The organism is Paenibacillus sp. B01, assembly GCF_009649995.1.
Lineage (GTDB): Bacteria > Bacillota > Bacilli > Paenibacillales > Paenibacillaceae > Paenibacillus_O > Paenibacillus_O pasadenensis.
This window is the reverse complement of sequence record NZ_CP045802.1, coordinates 771,700-791,120: the sequence shown is the minus strand read 5'-3', so window position 1 is coordinate 791,120 and position 19,421 is coordinate 771,700. Positions and strand designations below refer to the sequence as shown.

Here is a 19,421-nt window from a genome sequence, read left to right as displayed (position 1 = left end):
ATGATGCCCTACTCCGCCAGCCAGTCGTCCAGGATGAGGCGCGCGACGGCCGCGAGCGCTTGAATCGTAATCTCCCCGGAGTCAAACAAATCGGCAGCTGCGACATCCTGCCAGCCGGCATCGGTCGATTTTTTGCCGAAGGCTTTGACCAGCAGGGCCAAATCCTTGACCGTCACGCTTGTTTGACCCGGGACGAGCGTAATGATGCGGGTCAAAAACGTCTGATGCGCCGACTCGATCGCGCTTTTGGCCTGATCCACCTGCGCCTGAGTCGCGGCTGGATCGCCGCTGACGGCGGAGGCGCTGTCGATCGCCGCTTGCAGAACCGCCTTGGAGCCGACGGCGTATTGGCCGACCTTCGTGCCTTCCTTGGCCTTGCTCGCCTTGGCTTTGGCCGCATTGACGGCGGCGGCCAGAGCCGTCTTATCCGCCGAGCCGACGATGACCTTGCCGGTGAACAGGCTGACGGCATCGGCAAGCGCCGCTGCGGCTGCATTCAGCTCGGCTTGCGTCGCCGAAGCATTGCCGTATACGGCCGCCGCGGCGTCGATTGCCGTTTGCAGCTCCGCCTTGGCTCCGACAGGGTACTGTCCCGCCGCCGTGCCTTCGACAGCGCTGTCATGCCGCGCTTGCGCGCTGGCGATCGCGGCGCCCAGCGCGCTGCGGTCGACGTCGACGATCGCGATCGACGCGGCGCTTCCGGCGACATTGGCCGTCGCGCTATCATCTCCTGCCGTCGACAGCGCGAGGAGCGAGACGGCGGCCGTCCCGGTTCCGGCACCGGCTTTGACCGAGCCGCGCAGCCGCAGCAGATCGCCGCCTTGGTCGATCGCTGCGCCCGTGCTCGCCAGCAGCAGACGGAGCTGGCCCTGCTCGGGCTTGACGGCGCTGCCGATCAGCTGCAGTCCGTCGAGGAGGGAAGCCGCGGCCCCCTCCGCCAAGGCGAGCTTGCCGTCCTCCGCGGCGACGGTCTCGAAGGCGAGCTTGGAGGCATCATACGCCAGCGTGACGTCGATGACGGAGAACGGCTCGCTGACGCCGTCGATGCCGACGGTCCATTCAAACGGCTGGCCGATCCGAGCCGAGGCGGGAGCGGTCAGCTTGCCGACCAGCTCCTCGGGCTGCTCCGTGCCGCCGCCGGTCTGAAGCGACGATTGGGAGGAGAGCAGCAGATCGCCGAATTTCGTCGGACTTTTGCCGGAGCCGATGCCGTCCATATACCGCAGATAGCCTTCGCGTCCGTTTCCGTCATTGTCGTTCACCAGCACCGAGAGTCCGAGATTCGTCGCATTCGCGGCGGCCGGCTTCTGGCTGTCGGTCAAGACGGCGTCCCAGGGGAAGGCGATGACGTAATACGTCTTGCCGGCCGCTTCATCGCGGCTGAATTTGTAGCGGATGTCATTTAGATTGCCGCCCGCAACCGGTCCCCAGCTCTCGACGCCGAGCGCGGAGACGCCGGTGGCCGCATTGTACGAAGCGATGAATCTCGGATGGTCCGTATCCTGATCGACACGGGTTTTCCGCTCCGGATCGAACGACACCTGCAGGCTGTCCGCTCCCCAGGCTTCGCCCACATTGGCCGCATTCATGCTGTGGACGTCATCCTTCACTTCCAGCGCCAGATACAAGTATTGATCGTCCCATTTTACGAGCTGTTTCCCCGAGCGGTCGCTCTCCGTAGCTGGCGAGCCGTCAAACGTGACCGACTGCAGCTGCGTCCCCGCCGCCCCCGCCCACTGAGCCGGGTCGATGACGCCGTTCACCTCGATCGGAGCGTCCGCGTTGACGCGGGTCGCCGTCAGGCTGGACAGCGGCTTGGTCAACGTCTGGTCGTAGCCGTCCCCGTTCGTAATGCGGAAGGTGAATGAGGTCCGGCTGTCCGGGTTGAGCGACGGAGCCGGGATCGTCACCGTCTGCTTCGCTCCGGCCTCGATCGAATCGAACGGATAGCTGCCGGCCGATCCGGATGGCGCGGTCACTTGCACCGTACCGGCTTCAAGAGTGCCGGAGCTGCGCTTGTTGGACAGCTCGACCTTCACCTCGTAGCCGGTTCCATCGGCTTTCAGGGCCGGATAGATTTCGATGCCGAGCGAATCGGCGCTGTTTTTCGCCAGCAGCGAACGCGCCTTGTACCGCGTGCCGTCGGCCGCGACCGGAGTGATCTGCAGCCGCTCCTCTTTTTTGATGGAGCTCTCGGGCACATGCAGCACGATCGTATCCTTGGCTGCTCCCGCTGCGAACGATCCGCCCGACACGACGCTCCAGCCTTGCGGCAGCTCGATGTCGTACGTGCCGGAGAGCGCCTTGGCTCCGTCCGTCACGCGATTGATCTCGACGGCCAGATCGCTGCCGGGCGTGAAGGAGACCGGACTGTAAGCCGCCGTGTCAAAAATGACGCTTGGACGATTCGACGGATTCTCATACACGCGCACCCAGTCGATGTACATGTCCGATTCGTACCCGTAGCGGTCGAATCCATAACCCGGCGCATACGAATCGGTATTGTTCGTGATGGCGTTGTTGACTAGGAAGTAGTTCCCTTTCCGCCAGGAGAGCGGAAGCGTCTTTTCCCGGTACACCTGCTTGTTGTCGAAATAATACGTCGTATACTCCTCGGCGACGTGGACGGCATACGTATGGAATCCCATCGCGATATTGCCGGCATCGCTGCCGAGCAGCTGGACCGTGTTCACGGACTTGCCGTCCGTATCCTGCGCATACTCGTAGCCCCAAGGATGAGTCGCGATATTATAGCCGGATGTCGTCGGCAAGTAAGCCTCGATGATGTCCAGCTCGTCCGTATGCACGTCTCCGACGCCGGTCAGCGTCCAGAATGCCGGCCATTGCAGCGGGTTCGCTCCGACGAAAAAGCGCGTTTCCAAATACTGCTCCGTATACGGCTGCGTGCGGAATCCGACGCCGTCGTCGCCGACCGAGCTCAGGAATCCCGTCGTGAAGTTGCGCTGATAGCCGTCCACGCTGGCCGGCAGCTTGTCTTCATAATAGGTCGTCTTGATGCGCAGATAGTCTTCCACTTGCGAGAACGGATTGTACTCGCTCTCGAATTTGGCGAACAAGGCGCCGCCGTAATCCTGATAGTCCGGCTTGTGGGACGTATAGGTCGTGCGGACGCCGCCGGCCGTCTTGCCCGTGGCCGAAATCGTCGGCATCGTCTTGAAGTCGTCCGCGAACGTCACCTGCAGGCCGTTCCCTTGCAGCTCCGCCGGCAGCGCCGCGCTGTCGAGGCCGATATTCCATTCGACCCCGCCGTTGTTGTAGAACTGGAAGTAATCCTCGATCTCCGTTCCGTCCGACTTGAACGCCTTCACCTTGACCGCGGTCGGGCCATGGGGGAACTCGTCGGCATCGAACGCGAACGAGCCCTTTCCTTCAGGGTCCAGCGTCACCGAAGCGAGCTCGACGATGTAGCCGCCCGGGTCCGGATGAGCCGCATCCGGCTGATGCAGCATATAGGCCTTGGCCGTCGCGTAGCCCCCTGGAGCCGTGAATTCGAGCTCCGTCTGCCCTTCGATCTCCGCCCGGTAAGCCGGAGACAGCAAGGTGACGAGATTCGGCAGCGCCTGCTTCGGGGCGACGATCCCGACCGACAGCTGCGGATAGACGTTGCCGCCAGCCTTGGGCGTGATCTTGATCTTTCCGGATTGAAGCGTATAGGATTCCGGCACCTGCACGACGATCGTATCGGTTGCCTGGCCTGCCGCAAAGCTTCCTCCGGAGAGGACGGACCAGCCCTGGGACGGGAAAGCCACGCTGTACGTGCCGGACAGCTGCTGCGCCGCTTCGTCCCGCGTGATCGCGAACGACGCCTGCTCTCCTTGCGTCACGTTCAGCGTCTCGGGCGCGCTGAACCCGGCTACGACCGCGGTCGGATCATCGACGTAGCGGAACCCGGTGACGACGACGTCCCCGCGGCTGTCGTCTCCTTTGACCTTGAGCTCCAGCACATGATTGCCGCCGTGCAGGCCCGTGCGTTCCAGCACCTTGGCGTTGCTGTCATTCACGGCGCTTTTGGAGTCGATCGTCTGGAGGAACTCGCCGTCCAGGTAAGCGTCCAGCAGGCCGCCTTCGTCATAGGTTCTCATGAAGACCGATACCGCCGTGCCTTTGAAGTCGAACTTTACGCTCTGTCCGTCGTTCCCGCTCTGGGAATGGTTGTACATCCAGCCCCAGTTGTCGCTCCACCAGCCTCCGTTGGCCGTAAAATAAGCCTTGTTCTGGGTCGCGGGATTGAAGTTGGCCCAGCTGCCGCTCGAGCCGCCGTCCTTGCTGCGGTAAGGATAGGTCGAGCTGTTGACGTCGATCGTGCGCGGCTGCGTCGACGGCGCATAGTTGTATTCGAAGCCCTCGATCGCGATGCTTCCGGACGAAGTCGCTCTCAGCTCCACCATATGGTAGCCTGCGCCAAGTCCGCTTTTGCTGAACACCCGCTTTTTCCCGCTGGTGCCGGCGCTGTCGACCGAGGCCTGCTTCTCTCCGTCGAGGTAGATGTCGAAGCTTTTGCCCCCGTCGAAATAGCGGGCATACAGCGCGACCGCGTCTCCTTCGAACTCGAATTTCAACGAATCGCCTATTCCGGCATTGATATACATCCAGCTCCAGTTGTCGCTCCACCAGTTGCCGTTGAAGGTGAACGGATACGTCGGCTGGGAGCTGCGCTTGAACTCGTTCCAGCTTCCCGCAGAGCCCCCGGACAGCGACACATACGGATAGGCCGCCGAATTGATCGAACGGATCTGATCGCCTGTAATCGCCGGCGCTTCCGGAGCGTCAGGCGCCCGCATCAAGACCTTGATCGGCTTGTAGGAGCCGTCGCTCGCCGTCGGCGTAATGGTCAAGACCCCTGACTTCTTCGTATAGGCAGCGGGCACTTTCACGATAATCGAATCGGCATAACGATTCGTCGTGAAGCTTTGGCTCGTGAGCGGCTTGAACTCTCCGTTTTGCTTGACCAGCCAGCCTTCCGAGGGGAACTCAAGCTCATAGCTGCCGAAGCGTGTTCCTGCGGCGCCGTTGCGCTGGATATTCACGGTCAGCTCATCTCCGGGCCCTGCCGAAAATATCGTTTGATCCGCCGTGAATTTGGCCAGATTGGGATCCTCGAGATGACGGTATTCAAATCCTACGATGCGAATGTAAGAGCCTCCAGGCACAGCGGAAGAATCGGTGCCTTTTACATTCAACGTATGATCGCCGTTCTCTAGCCCGTCGATTTCATAGGCCCGAACCGATTTTTCCTCGCCGCTGCTCAAATTGACGCGCTGCTTGAACTGGCCGTCGACCAGGATGTCGACTTCGCCGCAGGTGCTGCACTGCATCAGCTCCACCGCAGCGGATATGCCGTTGAACTTGAACTGCATGTCGGACTGCGGCTCGTTGCGGACATACATCCAGCTCCAGCTGTCGCGCCACCAGCCTCCGCCGACGACGTTGAAGTATTGCTCCTCGTTGGCCGCGGGATCATAGCTGCTCCATGCTCCGGCCTGCTCGCCCGACAAGCTGCGGTACGGATAGGTCGAGCTGTCGACCCGAATCAGCTCGCCGTCGGTTCCCGTCGCATTGGCTTTGACGACAATGGGCGGATACGAGGTGCCCGCGCTGTCTGTCGGCGTGATCGTGATCGATTCCGTCGTCTCGTAGGCCTGAGGCACGAGGAAGGCCAACTCGTCGGAGTCGGATCCGGAGGCGAACGCCACTTCATGCGGCTCGGCCATCGGGATGAACGTTCCCGACTCGTCCATGATCTTCCATCCGTCCGGAGCGCTTACTGCGTAGTGGCCGGAAAGCGCCTTTGCCTCCGCGTTGCGGCTGACCTTGACGCGCACGACGTCGCCAGGGAGCGCTTTTTTCTCCTGCTCGCTCTCGAAGCGCACCGTTCCCGGCGCGTCCTGGTATACGCGCACCCAGTCGATATACGTTTCCGCCTGATTGCCATAACGGGTAAACCCGCCTGGCATCTCGAAATTGGCGAAAGGATCGCTGCTGCCGTCGCTGATTCCGTAGTGGTCCGACACAGCGGCGTTGATGATGAAATAATTCCCGTACTCCCAGCTGAACGGCAGCGTCTTGTGCTTCGCGACTTGAATGTTGTCGCAGTAGTAGTACGTCCATTCCTTCGTGATGTAGGTGGCCAGCGTATGGAATCCCATCGCCAGGTTGATGTTGCCGAATTCCGGCGCATCCAGCTCCACCTTTGCTCCGCCGCCGAGCTTCGAAGCATCGTAGCCGGCTGCCGGCCCTTTGTCGTAGCCCCAAGGATGCCAGGCGATCTGATAGCCGGCCGGCGTGCCCATGTAGCCTTCGATAATATCGATCTCATCGCTCGGCTCGTTGGGCAAGTTCGCGTTCTGCACATAACCGTTGGCGGTTAACGTCCAGAAAGCCGGCCACATGCCGGGATTGGCGCCGAAAAACATCTTCGCTTCAAAATACTGGTTGCGTCCGCCTTCCGTGTAGAAGCCTCCGCCCGCCTGGTTCATCGAGCTCAGGTAGCCGGTGCTGATCTTCTGTCCCCAATAGTCGTTGCGGACATAGCCGGTCGGGTGATAGGTCGTCGTCAGCTTCATCAGCTCGTTGTCCTGGATGGCGAACGGATTGTAAGGCCCGTCGAAATCCTCGAATGCGCCCCAGCCGAACATGCCGCCGCGCGCCTCGTCGATTTTAGCCGAAGCGTACTTCGCTCCGATGCCGGTTTTGTTGATGGCCGGCATCGTTTTGAAATCGTCGCTGAACACGACGTCCATGCCTGCCGTCACCGGATTGGCGGGCGCTTCGTCGAGTCCGAGCTTCCACCGCACGCCGGCTTTGTTGTACAGCTGCAGGTAGGCGTTGTCGAGCTCCGCCCCATTTTGAAATACCTGGATTCGAATCGTAATGGGACCGTACGGATATTGGCTGGCGGGGAACGAAATCGTGCCGTTGCCGCTCGTCAAGGCGACCTCGCCCACCAATTCCTTCGTCCCGTTGCTGTCGCTTGCCAGATCGGCAGGCTGCTTTTGGGAATAAATCTTGGCCGTGGTGCCAAGCTGGTTGTAAAACTCGATGTCGATCGTATCGTCCGTGATCTCAGACCGATACGCCGGCGACAGGATGCTGGTGAAGCGGTCTCCGGCTCCGCTTTCCGCCGCTTTTGCGATCCCTTGCAGGCCTGTCCCGCTCATCAAGCTGGAAAGGAGCATGGCGAAGGCCATGACGAGCATCATCGAACGATGAGCGCTCTTCTTTCTACCCGACATTTTCATTCCTCCCTGATTCGAGTTGAGATGGATCGGATGGACATGACGCCTTCCTTCAGCATTCATGCCGCATTCGCGTCTTTTTTCTTCGTCCTGCCCCCCCCTTTCGATGCTTGTCGACGGCAATAGCCACGCTTTGCGGCCCATGCCGGATATTCCCATCGTACCGTTCCTTTGAAAGCCTTTACATAGGGTAAACCTCCGCTTTTCTAAGGCAAAACGATTGGATTGGAGGCACGGTTTGACGAACGCAGGCGAAAAAAAAGACGCCTCGTCGAAGGCGTCTTTACTTCCATGCGTCCTGGCGGCTACACCCGCTTCTCCACCGCCTGCAGCGCTTTGCTCAGCAGATAGGTGAGGATGAAGTAGATGATGGCCGCGGTCATGTACGGCTCCCATACTTTGAGATACTGGCCTTTCATCGCGTTGCTCCAGTACATGAGCTCGGGCACGGCGATATAGGCGACGAGCGAGGAGTCCTTGACGAGCACGATGAACTCGTTGCCGAACGCCGGGATCATCCGCTTGACCGCCTGCGGCAGGACGACGTAGCGCATCGACTGCCAGCGCGTCAGCCCGAGCGACAGCGCCGCCTCCTCCTGGCCGGGATCGATCGACTGGATGCCCGCCCGGTAGATCTCGCCGGTGTAGGCGGCCGAGTTGAGCGACAGCGCGACGATCGCGGCGGCGAAGGCATGCGTCGTGCCCAGCACCATCGGCACGAGCATGAAGTGGGTGATCATGATCTGCAGGATGAGCGGCGTCCCGCGGAAAAAGTTGATGTAGGCGCTGGCCGGCCAGCGCAGCCACCAGCGGCGCGACATTTTGGCGAAGCTGATGCCGAGCCCGAGCAGCGCGCCAAGCGCGATGGACAGCAGCGAAATGCCGATCGTAATGCCCGTGCCCCTCAGCAGCAGGGGCAGATAGTCCCACACGATGTCGAAATCGAACTTCACAAGCCGCTCTCCCCTCTTGGATGATGAGGCGCGGGGCGGGAAGCCCAGCCGCGAAAAGAGGCATGCGCCGCAGCCTTGCGCCCGCGCATGCCTCCGATCGGTCCCTCCCGCCCGCTCGTCCTACTTGACGTTCACGAGATCGCTCGTGTCCGGCTCGACGCCGATCCACTTCTTGTACATCTCCTTGTACTCGGCGCTCGCGCGCACCTTCTCGACGGCGGCGTCGATCTTCGCCTTCAGCTCGCTCCCCTTGGGGAACATGATGCCGTAGTACTCCGGAGCGAAGTTAGTCTTGTCAAAGATGGCGTCGAACTTCTTGTCCGGATTGTTCTCGACATAAGCCTGCACGACGGCAAAGTCGGCCACGACCGCGTCGACGCCGCCCTTGTCCAGCTCGAGCAGCGCCTCGGCGTTGCTGGCGAAGCGCTTGAGGTCCGTGTTGCCGTCCCCCATGATGCCCTTCATGAGCTCCTCGGCCGTCGTCGCGCCCTGGACCGCGACCTTTTTGTCCTTCAGCTCCAGCGCGTCCTTGACTCCGGCGCCTTCCTTGGTCAGGATCATGTTCACAGACTCGAAGTACGGGATCGAGAAGTCGTACGTCTTTTTGCGGTCGTCGCTGATCGAGATCGCCGAGATCGCCGCGTCGTAGGCGCTCTTCTCGCCCTTCTCCAGATCGGCGAACAGCGGGTCCCAGCCGGTGTTCGTCAGCTCGTAGCTCAGCCCTGCTTCCTTCATGACCGCATCGAGGAAGTCGACGTCGAAGCCGACGATCTTGTCCTTGTCCATGCTCTCCATCGGCGCGTAGCTCGCATCGGTGGCGATTTTCAGCGTCTCTCCGCCGCTTGCCGCCTCGTTGCCGCCGCAGGCCGCCAGCGTCACCCCAAGCAGCGCGATCATGCCGACTGTCGTCCATTTCTTCATGAGCGATCCCCCTATGACTATCAATGTAAGAATATATAACATGATCGTACCATAGATTTTTCGGAGTTCAATCCCTGCACGCGGGTTTTGCTCAAAAAAAAGCCCGCCGGACAGCCCCGGCGGGCAAATGGACCACATTCGCGGCAGCTTGTCTACCACTCGCTGCCCCAGGCATTGGCGTACGCTTCCGTCAGGCGCGGAGCAGGCGCGTCGGCCGCCGCGAGGCGGCCGGCAGGCCGCGGACCCGCGGGCGCGCCGCTGCCGGCCGCCGGCTCCTCCCGCGGCTCGAGCCTTGCGCCCGCCGGCTCCAGCCCGGCGCGCGCCGCCGAGCGCCCGCCGACCCGCTGAGGACGGCTCGCGCGCTTCTCGTCCAGCGTCTGCTTCGCCTTGCGCAGGCTGAAGTCCGGGCCGAGCACCTCGGCGAACAGCTTGCTTTCCTTGCGCCGCACCTGGCGCGCTTGCTTGCGCTCCGCGGCCGTCTCATGCAGCCGCTGCTCCTCCAGCGTCTCCGGGATGACCGGCGCAACCTCGGCCGGACGGCCGTCCTCGCCGAGCGCGACGAACGTCAGGAACGACGTCGCGCATACTTTGCGCTCGCCGGACAGCAGATCCTCCGTGACGACGCGGACGAAAATCTCCATCGACGTCTTGTGCGCCCAGGTCACGAAGGCGGACAGGCATACCGCGTCGCCTTTTTTGACCGGGTGCAGGAAATCGACCGAGTCGGTCGAGGCGGTGACGACCGGACGGCGCGCATGGCGCGTCGCGGCGATCGTGGCGACGTCGTCGATGTAGGCCATCAGCTTGCCGCCGAAAATCGTTCCGTGATGGTTCGTGTCGGGCGGCAGCACGATCGACGCTTTGATCGTATAGGAATCGCTGGCCGGCTTGGCCGGCATCGCTTGGTGGTGGGGAATCATAGCCATAACCCTTCTTTCGTTCGGATTGGTTCCGGCCTGGACCGGAAGTGCCCTTAATTGTACACGCGATTAAACTATAGATAAAATACATATAAGGAATGGATTTCATTCCATATGTCTATAGTAAATCCGAGCGTCACGAACGAAAGGCGGAACGATTTCATTGGATATCCGGCAATTGACCTACTTCGCCGCCGTCGCCCGGCACGGCAGCTTTACAAAGGCGGCCCGCGAGCTGCATGTGACGCAGCCGACGCTGTCCAAGATGGTCCGCCTGCTCGAGGAGGAGCTGGGCGCGACGCTGTTCGACCGCTCGTCCAAGCAGATCGCGCTGACCGATGCGGGCGAGACGATCCTGCGCTCGTCGCAGGGAATCCTGCGCTCGATCGAGGCGATGGCGGCCGAGCTCGACGATCTCGCGCAGGCGCGCAAGGGCACGCTGCGGCTCGGCATTCCGCCGATGATCGGCGTGCATGTATTTCCCTCGCTGATCGAGCGGTTCCACAGCCGCTATCCGCAGATCCGGCTGCAGCTCGTCGAGCGCGGAGGCAAGCGGATCGAGGAGGAGGTCGACAGCGGCGATCTCGACGTCGGGCTCGTCATCCTGCCGATGGCCCAGCAGGAGAAGTTCCATCTGCTGCCGTGCCTGGACGAGCCGCTGCATCTCATCGCGCCGCGCGACCACTGGGCGGCGGGCCGCGAGAGCGTCGAGCTCGGCGAGCTGGCGCGGGAGCCGTTCCTGCTGTTCCGCGACGAGTTCACGCTTCATCATCTCATCCTCGACGGCTGCAGGCAGGTCGGGTTCGAGCCGGACATCGTGTTCGAGAGCTCGCAGTGGGACTTCATGGTGCAGCTCGTCGGAGCGCGGTTCGGCATCACGCTGCTGCCCGGCGGCATGCGCCGCTCGCTCGATCCGAAGCGCTTCCTCGTCATCCCGGTCGTCCGGCCGACGATGCTGTGGAGCCTCAACATGATCTGGAAAAAGGACAAGTACCTGAGCTATGCCGCGCGGGAGTGGATCGCGTTCATGCAGCAGGAATGGCCGCCGGCGACGTAAGGCGTGAGACGCAAGACGCCAGCTCAGGCCGCTCAGGATGGCGGCGCTCCGAGCCCCCAGGCGCGGTTCGGGCGCTCGCCCATCTCCAGCACGAGCTCCCCTCCCGCCGCGAGCGCGTCATGCGCGATGCGCGGCACATGCAGCGGCTCGCCGTTCAGCATCGCCGACTGGATGTACTTTCGCCGGGCCGAGGCGCCGCGCGCGGCGATGCGGAACGTCCCGCCGCCGGGCAGGGCGATGTCGATCTCCTCGAACAGCGGGCTGCCGATCTCATAGAAGGGCTTGCCCGGACAGATCGGATACAGGCCGATCGCGCTGAACGCATACCAGGACGACAGCGCTCCGTTGTCCTCGTCGCCGCACAGCCCGAGCGGATGATCGTGGTACCAGAGGTCCATGATCTGCCGCAGCCTGCGCTGCGTCTTCCACGGCGAGCGGGTGTAATTGTACAGATACGGGATATGGAACGCCGGCTCGTTGCCCTGGCAGTATTGGCCGATGAGGCCCGTGCTGTCCGGAAACAGGCCCAGGAAACGGTATTTGGCGCCGTCGTAAGGCTCCTGGAACAGCTGGTCCAGCCTCTGCTCGAACGCTTCCGGTCCGCCCATGAGGCCGATCAGCCCCTCGATGTCGTGCTGGACATGGAACGAGTAGATCCAGGCGTTGCACTCCGAGAAATAATCCCGTCCGCCGAGGCCGCCCCCGAACTTCGGATCGAACGGCTCGATCCAGCTGCCATCGGCCGCGCGCGGCGCCATGAAGCCGATGTCGGGACGATACAGATGACGGTAGTTCTGGCCCCGCTCCAGGAAATGCCGATAGTCCTCCTCCTTGCCGAGCGCCTGCGCCATCTGCGCCACGCACCAGTCGTCGTAGGCATGCTCCAGCGTCACGGCGACCGCCTGCCTCCGCTCGAAGCCGTCTACCTCGGGCACCGTCTCGGCCTCGCCGGGACGCAGCGCCGGGAAAAATCCCTGCTCCAGGTAGACCCGGTCAAGCTCGGTCAGCGGCCCGTGAACCCACGGCAGCATCGTCACTTCCATGGCGTTTTTGCGCATCGCCTCGTAGGCGAGCTCCGCATCGAAGCCGCGCAGCCCCTTGGCGTAGGCGTCCCAGATCATCGCCGCCGCATGGTTGCCGGTCATGATCGGCAGATCGCCCTGCGGATACGGGAACTGCGGCAGCCAGCCGCACTGCTGATACATGCGCAGGTAGGAGCGGATCATCGCTTCCTTGCGCTGCGGGTCGAGCAGCAGCTGCAGCGGATGGTGGCAGCGATAGGCATCCCACATCTGGTCGCGGATATAAAAGGCATCGTCGGGCAGCTCGTGCACGGCATCGTCGCAGCCGCTGTAGTAGCGGCCCTCCTCCGTCACGTCGCTCATGTTCAGGAGCGAGCGGTACAAGGCGGTATAGTACGCCGATTGCTGAGCCGCCGTGCCGCCGCGGACGGAGATGCGCCCGAGCGCGTCGTTCCATGCCGCCTCGGCGGCGGCGGCGGCCTGCTCGAGCGTCAGCGCCGCGACCTCGCGCTCGCGGTTGCGGCGCGCCTGCTCCGCATCGATCTGCGAGAGCCCGACCCGAACCTCGAGCACCCCGTCGGCGGCCGGTCCGAAGCGCAGCAGCAAGCCCCGCTTGCCGGCGCCCGACCACGGCTCGACGGACAGCGGGCGCTCGGAGAAGCGCAGCGCGGCGAACAGCGGCGCCCCGCCGAGCTTGCCGCCGACCGCCGCCTCCTCCGTCGCCGCAGCCTCGGCCGCGATGCCGTCCGGGGCGCCGAGCGACAGGACGCGGCTGCTGCCGGGCGGATAGACGAAGCGATAGATCGCCGCCTGCGCGGTCACCGCCAGCTGGACGGCGATGCCCTCGTCCTCCAGCAGCGCCTCGTAGCGATGCGGACGCGCCGTCTCCAGCTCATGGTCGTACAGCGAGCGCAGCTCCGCCGCCTGCCCGGCTTCCGCCGCGCAGGCCGGCATGAGCCAGCCGTGCCCGACCGGGAAGCCGTAGATATGATCGGCCAGATAGCGGTCCGGCATGCCCGGAGTCGTGATCGGAGCCAGCTTCATCATGCCGTGCGGCAGCGATGACACCGGCGACGTGCTGGTGAGCAGATGGCCGACGCCTCCGATATGAGGACGGACAAGCTCGGCTAGCGAATGGTTCATGATGCATTCCTCGTTTCCATGATCGGATCGGCCGTACAGTCAGCCCTTGACGCCGGTCGTGACGATGCCCTCTACGATATAGCGCTGTCCCATGAAAAAGGTAATGACGACCGGCAGCATCAGCAGCAGTCCGGCCGCGACGGATACCTGCTGGATGATCTGCTTGGAGCCGCTCGCCGTATAGCCGATCGTGCTGAGCGCGGTCGCCAGCGTATAGTTGTCCGGCCGCAAGTACATGAACGGACCCATGACGTCGTTCCAGGAGCCGTGGAAGTTCATGATCGTCACGGTCGCGACGACCGGCAGCGACATCGGCAGGAAGATGTTCCAATACGTGCGGAAGATGGAGCAGCCGTCGATGCGGGCCGCCTCCTCCATTTCGACCGGGATCGCCGAGAAGAACTGCCGGTACAGGAAGATGAAAAACGCGTTGCCGCCGATCGCCCACAGGATGAACGGCCACAGCGTATCGATCAGCCCGATCTTGAAGATGAGGATGTACGAGGGAATCTGCGTCACGATGGCCGGCAGCATCATCGTGGACAGGACGAACATGAACATGACGTTGCGTCCCGGCGCCGCGATGCGGGCGAAGGCGTATCCGACGAGCCCGCTCGACAGCGTCGACAGCACGACCGATATGACGCTGAGAATGACCGAGTTTTTGGCGTAGTTCCAAAAATCGATCAGCGTCGTGGCATCAACAAAATTTTGCAGCTTGAAGCTCGCCGGAGCGATCGTCGGCATGGCGTACCAATCGTTGAGGGCGTTGACGACCGCCAAATACATCGGAAACATGAACACGGCGGAGAAAAGAAGGAGCAGCATGTATCGAAGAGCTCGGCTCGTTTTATTCAACCCAATCGTTCCTGTCATGCGCTATCGCCCCTGATCGGTTTCATAGTAGACCCAGTATTTGCTCGTGGTGAAGACGACGATGGACAGAATCAAGATGACGACGAACAGCACCCACAGCAGCGCCATGCCGTAGGCGAATCGCTGCGTGGCGAATATTTGCTGGAAGGCATGCACCGCATACAGATAGTTCGGCTGGATCGGCCGCGACAGCATCTCGGTGCCGTTGAGCATGATCGGCTGCAGGTAGACCTGCAGGGAGCCGATGATGCCGGTAATGAAATTGAAGAAGATGACGGGCGTCATCAAAGGAAGCGTAATTTTGCGGAAGCGCTGCAAGCCGGAGGCGCCGTCGATCTGCGACGCTTCGTACAGATCCCGCGGAATGCCCTTGAGGCCTGCCAAATAGATGAGGATGCCCCCGCCGGCGCCCCAGGTCATCATGATGACGAGCGAGACGGTGGCGTAATCGTACCCGAGCCAGTTGATCTCAGGCATGCCGAACCAGCCGATGACGCTGTTCAGGATGCCTCCGTTGCTGGAGAACATCAGCTTCCACATGACGATGGCCGAGAAGATCGGCACGAGCGAAGGCAAGTAAAAGATCGTGCGGAAGACGCCCAGCCCCTTGATGCTGCCATTGAGCATGACGGCGAGCATGAACGCGACGACCAGCCCGATCGGCACGCTGAACAAGGTGAACACCAGCGTCCGCCCCAGCGCGTACATCGCATCGGAATCCGTGAACACCAGCTGATAATTGCGGAAGCCGACAAAGGACAGATCATCCATATTGAATCCGTAGTAATTGGTGAAGCTGAGATAAAAGCCGTACAAGAGCGGGAATAGTCCAAGCCCTAAAAAGATGATCAGCCAAGGCGAGATCATCGAGTAGAACGCGATCGTAGTTCTGGTCTTCTGCTTCATTCCTCTCACCTCTGAAGGGACAAGATCAAGGACGCGGGCCTAAGCTGGACCCGTCGTCCCTGACCTCGGCATGATTCATGCTGCCCGCTATTTGATGGCGTTTTTCGCTTCCTGGATGACGACGTTGGCGTCCTTGGTCATGCCCGCGACGGCTGCATCGACGGATGACTTGCCGAAGAACAGCGGCTGCGTGTATTTCTCGAAGATGCCGGAGCCTCCGTCCGACAGATAAGGGTTGACCGGCAGGAAGTCATTGGCATACTGGGACTCATCGTCCAGAACCGTCTTCAGGCGCTTGTCGAACTCGGTCGCCTGCGGCAGCTCCGTAAGCAGGTTGCTGAATGCCGGCACGCCCCAGCCTTGCTTCGAGCGGTCTTCCGCCGGCTTGCCGCCGAGGAACCATTCGAAAAAGGCGAACGCTTCGTCGGGATGCGGCGAGTTTTTGTTGATGATCGCGCCCGTCGCTCCGCCCGGAGGCGCCACGCGCTTGCCTCCCGGTGCGATCGGAGTCGGCAGCATGCCGAAGTCTTCGATATGCTTGGCCGCCTCTTCGTTGCCGCGGATGACCCCGCCATACCAGTAGCCGTTGATCATCATGGCGGACTTGTTGGCCAGGAACACATCGCCGCCGCTCGTCTGGTCGTTGTTGACCGAGTTCGGACCGACGTTCGCCTTGACGGCGTCCGTCCACATCGAGATGAAGTCCTTGACCTCCGGCAGGTTGAAGTCGACCGAGCTGAAGTCGCTTGCGTTGACGTTGACGCCTGCGCTCGCCAAATATTGCATCAGCAGGTTGAAGTTCGGCTCCGTCTTGCCCCACTCGTTGGCGGACAAGCCGTACTGAACGATCTTGTCGCCTTCCTTGATCGTCAGCTTTTTGGCGAGGTCCAGCACCTCCGGCCAGGTCAGCGGCTTGGAAGCATCCGGAACCGGCACGCCGGCCGCGTCAAACGCCTTTTTGTTGTAGAAAATGGCAAAGTCGTTGGACCAGTCCTTCGGCAGGCCGTAAATCGGGCCTTCTCCGATTTTTTTGCCGTCAAAGCGGAATACGTTCGCTACCGGCAGCAGTTGATCCCGCTTGATCACCGTGCTCTTCTCGATGCGATCCGTCAGATCGAGCGCAATGCCGCGAATGACGTACGAGGGCAGATCGAAGACGCCGCTGATCCGGAGCACGTCCGGAGCGCTGTTTGTCGCCAGCTGCGCGGCGAGCTTCGTTTTGTCCACGTCTTCCAGCTCGATCTTGATGTTGGGATGAGCCGCTTCGAATTCGGCGATCTGTTCGGGAGAGATCTCGCCCGTCCCGAATGTCGTGCGGATCGTCACGGTTTCGGCCGGCTTGCTGCTCTCGGTCGGCTTGGCGCCGTCATTGCTGGCTGCCGCGTTGTCCGCAGGCGCGTTGCCGCCGTTGTTGCCGCATGCCGCGACGACGACCATCATTGCCGCCATAGTTGCGGCCAGACGTTTCTTCATGTCTAATCCCCCTAAAGCTAGAGTAGGTTTACGATGGCTTGCCCTTTCATCATAGATCTTCGCGCCGGCAGGCTGTAGGGGGGATCCTTCCGATTTCTATGGTAGAATTAAGCTTCCTCGCCTCCGGTCCAGGGCAGAAGGATTCGGACGGTCGTCCCCTGCATCGGCCCGCTTGCGATCGCCATCGACATCGCCTCTTTGTAATACAGCTTCAATCGCAGGTAGACGTTTTTCAGTCCGATCCCCCGATCTTCCGGAGACCATTCCGACAGTCCGGATGCCCATTCCGTCTCCAGTCGAGCCCGATCCTTTTCGCTCATGCCGATGCCGTTGTCCGACACGGTCAGCTCCAGGCCCGCTTCGAGCCGTTCGGCGCGGATGACGATCCGGCCGCCTTCCTCCCACCCTTCGAATCCATGCTTGATCGAGTTTTCCAGAATCGGCTGGAGAATGAAGCGGAGCACCGGATACGGCCGAGCCTCCGCTTCGATTTCAAAGCTGTAGTCAAAGCTGCCGAAACGGGCCTGCTGGATTTTCAAATAATTGGCCGCGTGGTTCAGCTCGCGGTCCAGAGGCGCCGTATCGGCTCCCTTCGCGATGCTGTAGCGAAGCAGATCCGCGAGCGCATTCACGGTCGAGCTGACCTCGCGGTTGCCGTTCCTCATGCTCTGCATATTGATCATTTCCAGCGTGTTGTAGAGGAAATGCGGATTGATCTGGGCCTGAAGCATATGCAGCTCGGCCTGCGTCTTGAGCGACATCAGCTCGTTCTGTCGGATCTTGTTCTGCGCGTTCTCTTCGGTGATGCGCCTGTTCTGGGCCGTGGTCAGCTCCAGCTGGGCGATCATCCGGTTGTAGCTCGTCACGATGCCGGCAAGCTCTCCCCGCTGCTCCTGGTCCAGCTGACGGGGAATGCCGTCTCCCTCGGCTGCATGCATCGTCTCGCGCAGCCTCTGGATCGGGCGGGTAAGCACATAGGCCATCGCGATCGCCGCTCCGGCCGCGATCACAAACACGAGCATGATGCTGAGCGCATACTGCTGCTGAAACGCCTGGCTTTTGACCAGCGCATCGTTGAACATGAATTCCAGTTCGATCTTCCAGCTCGTCCCGGCAAGCCGGTCTGAATAGCGATAGGTCAGGCCGCTTTTGGACGCTTCCGTCATCGTGCGGTACGCATTGACCCTCTCGCCGTTTGAATCCGCGATGACGAAGGCGACTCGAATCTGATCCGTCTCCACGAGACGGAACAGCGTATCTTTCGGCACCACGAGCAGATAGGCGGCTCGGTTCTGGAATTGAATGTCCAGCCGTTTGACGACGGCGACGGACAGATGATTGAACACATCGCGATATTGGGTCAGCCAGTACGCATCGTCGCGGTTTTCCAGCAGGCGAAAATCCGTTTTGAAATTATCGATGTTGTTGGAAAAAATCGAGGAGTACATGCTCTTCCCGGAATCGTCCAGCAAAACAAAATAAGAGATGTCGTTCAAGCCGGGAAACAGCTTGAGGTCGACCTGATCCTCCGAGACGGCCCGATTGACCTGGTTGTCGATCAAGTAATTTTGAAACTGGCGGCTGCTCCCGATCTGGTTCGTCACATTTTTGGCATAGCGAATCTGGTTGCCGATGCTGGTGACCGACCACTTGCCGAGCTTGTCCGCCGACTGCGAGATCCAGGAGCTGACCTCGCTGTTGATCGTTCGCGAGAACAGGAGTCCGTTCACGACGGCGGGCAGCATGAGCGCTGCGCTGAACATGATCATGAACTGGGTCCGCATGGAAATGCGGCGGAAGCGGTTTCGGACGATCGCCTCCGGAATCGGACGCAGCACCATTTCATTGTTCGCGTTGACCAGCTTGTTTTTCAATCGGCTCGATACGGTTCGGAAAGGACGGAAGATTTGCTTGAGGTAGGCATAGGTGAAGATGGACACGGCCGCTAGCGTCAGGCCGGATACCAGGACGAGCCGGCGCAGCAGATCGGACTGCTTGAGGAAGTCGTCGGTTTTTTCCGAGGTGTATACGATCCGCAGATCAAACGTAGGCAGCGGAAGGACGGTATGCCGGTTTCCATCGGCCCCCTCCTTGTCCGTTCCCTGCGCCTGAACGACCGCGCTGCGGAAGGAGGCTTCATCCGAAGTGGACCAGAGCAGCTGGTCCTTGGCGTTGACGACCGAAAATCGGGCGTCGCCGATGCCATCCGGCATGACCCGGCGGAACAGGTCTTTGTTCAAGACGAATAGCACGAGAATATTCTTGTTTCCCCGGACCATGACGGGCTGGTCGTCCAGATCGTCGATCATTGCTTCGATCGCGGCGCGGTTCTCCTCGCTGAGCAGTCCGCTCGTCTCCCGGTATTTGCTCAAGTACTCGCCTTTGCCATACCGGCTGATCTGATTGTAGTTGCTGATGAAAAAATCATAGATTTTGGCGTAGCTCAAGGCGTCGATGTTCAGATCGGGCATCTCCTTGAACTCGCCCCCGACGGTTTTTCGGTAGCTCAGCTGATTCTGGTTGGAGCCGATGAAATAAATCGACTGGAACAGCTCGGGAGAGATCCGCAGCGAGTCCAGCTTTTCATTCAGAAGCTCCTTTTCCCGGGCGACATATTCCTCGGGCCTCAGCTTCATCAAGTTGCGGAACAAATTGCTGTAATCGGACGTCTGGAGCAGCAGCATCAGGCTGTTCATGTCGCTGAGCTCGTTCAAGGTATTCCGTTGAAACTGCTCCGCCTGCAAGGATTCGGTCTGCTCGCTCATCGCCCGGCTGACGGAGCCGGCATATCTGTAGCCGATGTACATCAGCACGACCTGCGTCGCAAGCGCCATCAGCAGCGTCAACAACACGATTCGTCCAAGCGTCAAGCCGGACTTCCCGTCTCTCATCCC

At 61.2% G+C, this 19,421-nt stretch carries 9 protein-coding genes and 1 pseudogene; 1 reads left to right on the top strand and 9 read right to left on the bottom strand.

Features of this window, described 5'->3' with window-relative positions; genetic code table 11:
* Positions 1-8: 8 nt before the first annotated feature.
* From GE073_RS03505 to GE073_RS03490, 4 genes and pseudogenes are all read right to left on the bottom strand, one after another.
* Positions 9-7,253, bottom strand: coding sequence for a sugar-binding protein (locus GE073_RS03505; protein WP_194843257.1), 7,245 nt, complete (start codon positions 7,251-7,253; stop codon positions 9-11).
* Between the two features lie 308 nt (positions 7,254-7,561).
* Complete coding sequence (locus GE073_RS03500) at positions 7,562-8,209, bottom strand: amino acid ABC transporter permease (RefSeq protein ID WP_153782766.1); 648 nt, start codon at positions 8,207-8,209, stop codon at positions 7,562-7,564.
* A 120-nt stretch (positions 8,210-8,329) separates the two neighbouring features.
* Entirely contained in the window at positions 8,330-9,130 is an 801-nt protein-coding gene (locus GE073_RS03495) for a transporter substrate-binding domain-containing protein (RefSeq protein WP_028600052.1), read from the bottom strand.
* Positions 9,131-9,516: 386 nt separating this feature from the next.
* A pseudogene (locus GE073_RS03490) lies at positions 9,517-10,029 on the bottom strand (acyl-CoA thioesterase); the annotation flags it as partial.
* 184 nt (positions 10,030-10,213) lie between these two features.
* Between GE073_RS03490 and GE073_RS03485 the strand changes: the two are divergent.
* Complete coding sequence (locus GE073_RS03485; RefSeq protein ID WP_153782765.1) at positions 10,214-11,107, top strand: LysR family transcriptional regulator; 894 nt, start codon at positions 10,214-10,216, stop codon at positions 11,105-11,107.
* A gap of 32 nt (positions 11,108-11,139) precedes the next feature.
* On the opposite strand, the gene GE073_RS03480 is transcribed toward GE073_RS03485, so the two are convergent.
* From GE073_RS03480 to GE073_RS03460, 5 genes are all read right to left on the bottom strand, one after another.
* Positions 11,140-13,272 carry a GH92 family glycosyl hydrolase gene (locus tag GE073_RS03480; RefSeq protein ID WP_153782764.1) on the bottom strand — a complete coding sequence of 711 codons (2,133 nt, stop codon included), beginning with the start codon at positions 13,270-13,272 and terminating at the stop codon, positions 11,140-11,142.
* 39 nt (positions 13,273-13,311) lie between these two features.
* Entirely contained in the window at positions 13,312-14,148 is an 837-nt protein-coding gene (locus GE073_RS03475) for a carbohydrate ABC transporter permease (RefSeq protein WP_101808502.1), read from the bottom strand.
* A 3-nt stretch (positions 14,149-14,151) separates the two neighbouring features.
* Positions 14,152-15,054: a carbohydrate ABC transporter permease gene (locus GE073_RS03470; RefSeq protein WP_153782763.1), complete on the bottom strand. Its 903-nt coding sequence runs from the start codon at positions 15,052-15,054 to the stop codon at positions 14,152-14,154.
* Positions 15,055-15,141: 87 nt separating this feature from the next.
* The gene (locus GE073_RS03465; protein WP_153782762.1) at positions 15,142-16,527 is read right to left on the bottom strand and encodes an ABC transporter substrate-binding protein; all 1,386 of its coding nucleotides are present in this window, start codon (positions 16,525-16,527) and stop codon (positions 15,142-15,144) included.
* A 107-nt stretch (positions 16,528-16,634) separates the two neighbouring features.
* Entirely contained in the window at positions 16,635-19,418 is a 2,784-nt protein-coding gene (locus GE073_RS03460) for a sensor histidine kinase (protein WP_153782761.1), read from the bottom strand.
* Between the last annotated feature and the right edge of the window lie 3 nt (positions 19,419-19,421).

Excerpts from the sequence above, each read along its gene's own strand:
- GE073_RS03475 (WP_101808502.1), bottom strand. The coding sequence starts at position 14,148 with ATGACAGGAACGATTGGGTTGAATAAAACGAGCCGAGCTCTTCGATAC.
- GE073_RS03505 (WP_194843257.1), bottom strand. The coding sequence starts at position 7,253 with ATGTCGGGTAGAAAGAAGAGCGCTCATCGTTCGATGATGCTCGTCATG.
- GE073_RS03495 (WP_028600052.1), bottom strand. The coding sequence starts at position 9,130 with ATGAAGAAATGGACGACAGTCGGCATGATCGCGCTGCTTGGGGTGACG.
- GE073_RS03470 (WP_153782763.1), bottom strand. The coding sequence starts at position 15,054 with ATGAAGCAGAAGACCAGAACTACGATCGCGTTCTACTCGATGATCTCG.
- GE073_RS03480 (WP_153782764.1), bottom strand. The coding sequence starts at position 13,272 with ATGAACCATTCGCTAGCCGAGCTTGTCCGTCCTCATATCGGAGGCGTC.
- GE073_RS03460 (WP_153782761.1), bottom strand. The coding sequence starts at position 19,418 with ATGAGAGACGGGAAGTCCGGCTTGACGCTTGGACGAATCGTGTTGTTG.
- GE073_RS03465 (WP_153782762.1), bottom strand. The coding sequence starts at position 16,527 with ATGAAGAAACGTCTGGCCGCAACTATGGCGGCAATGATGGTCGTCGTC.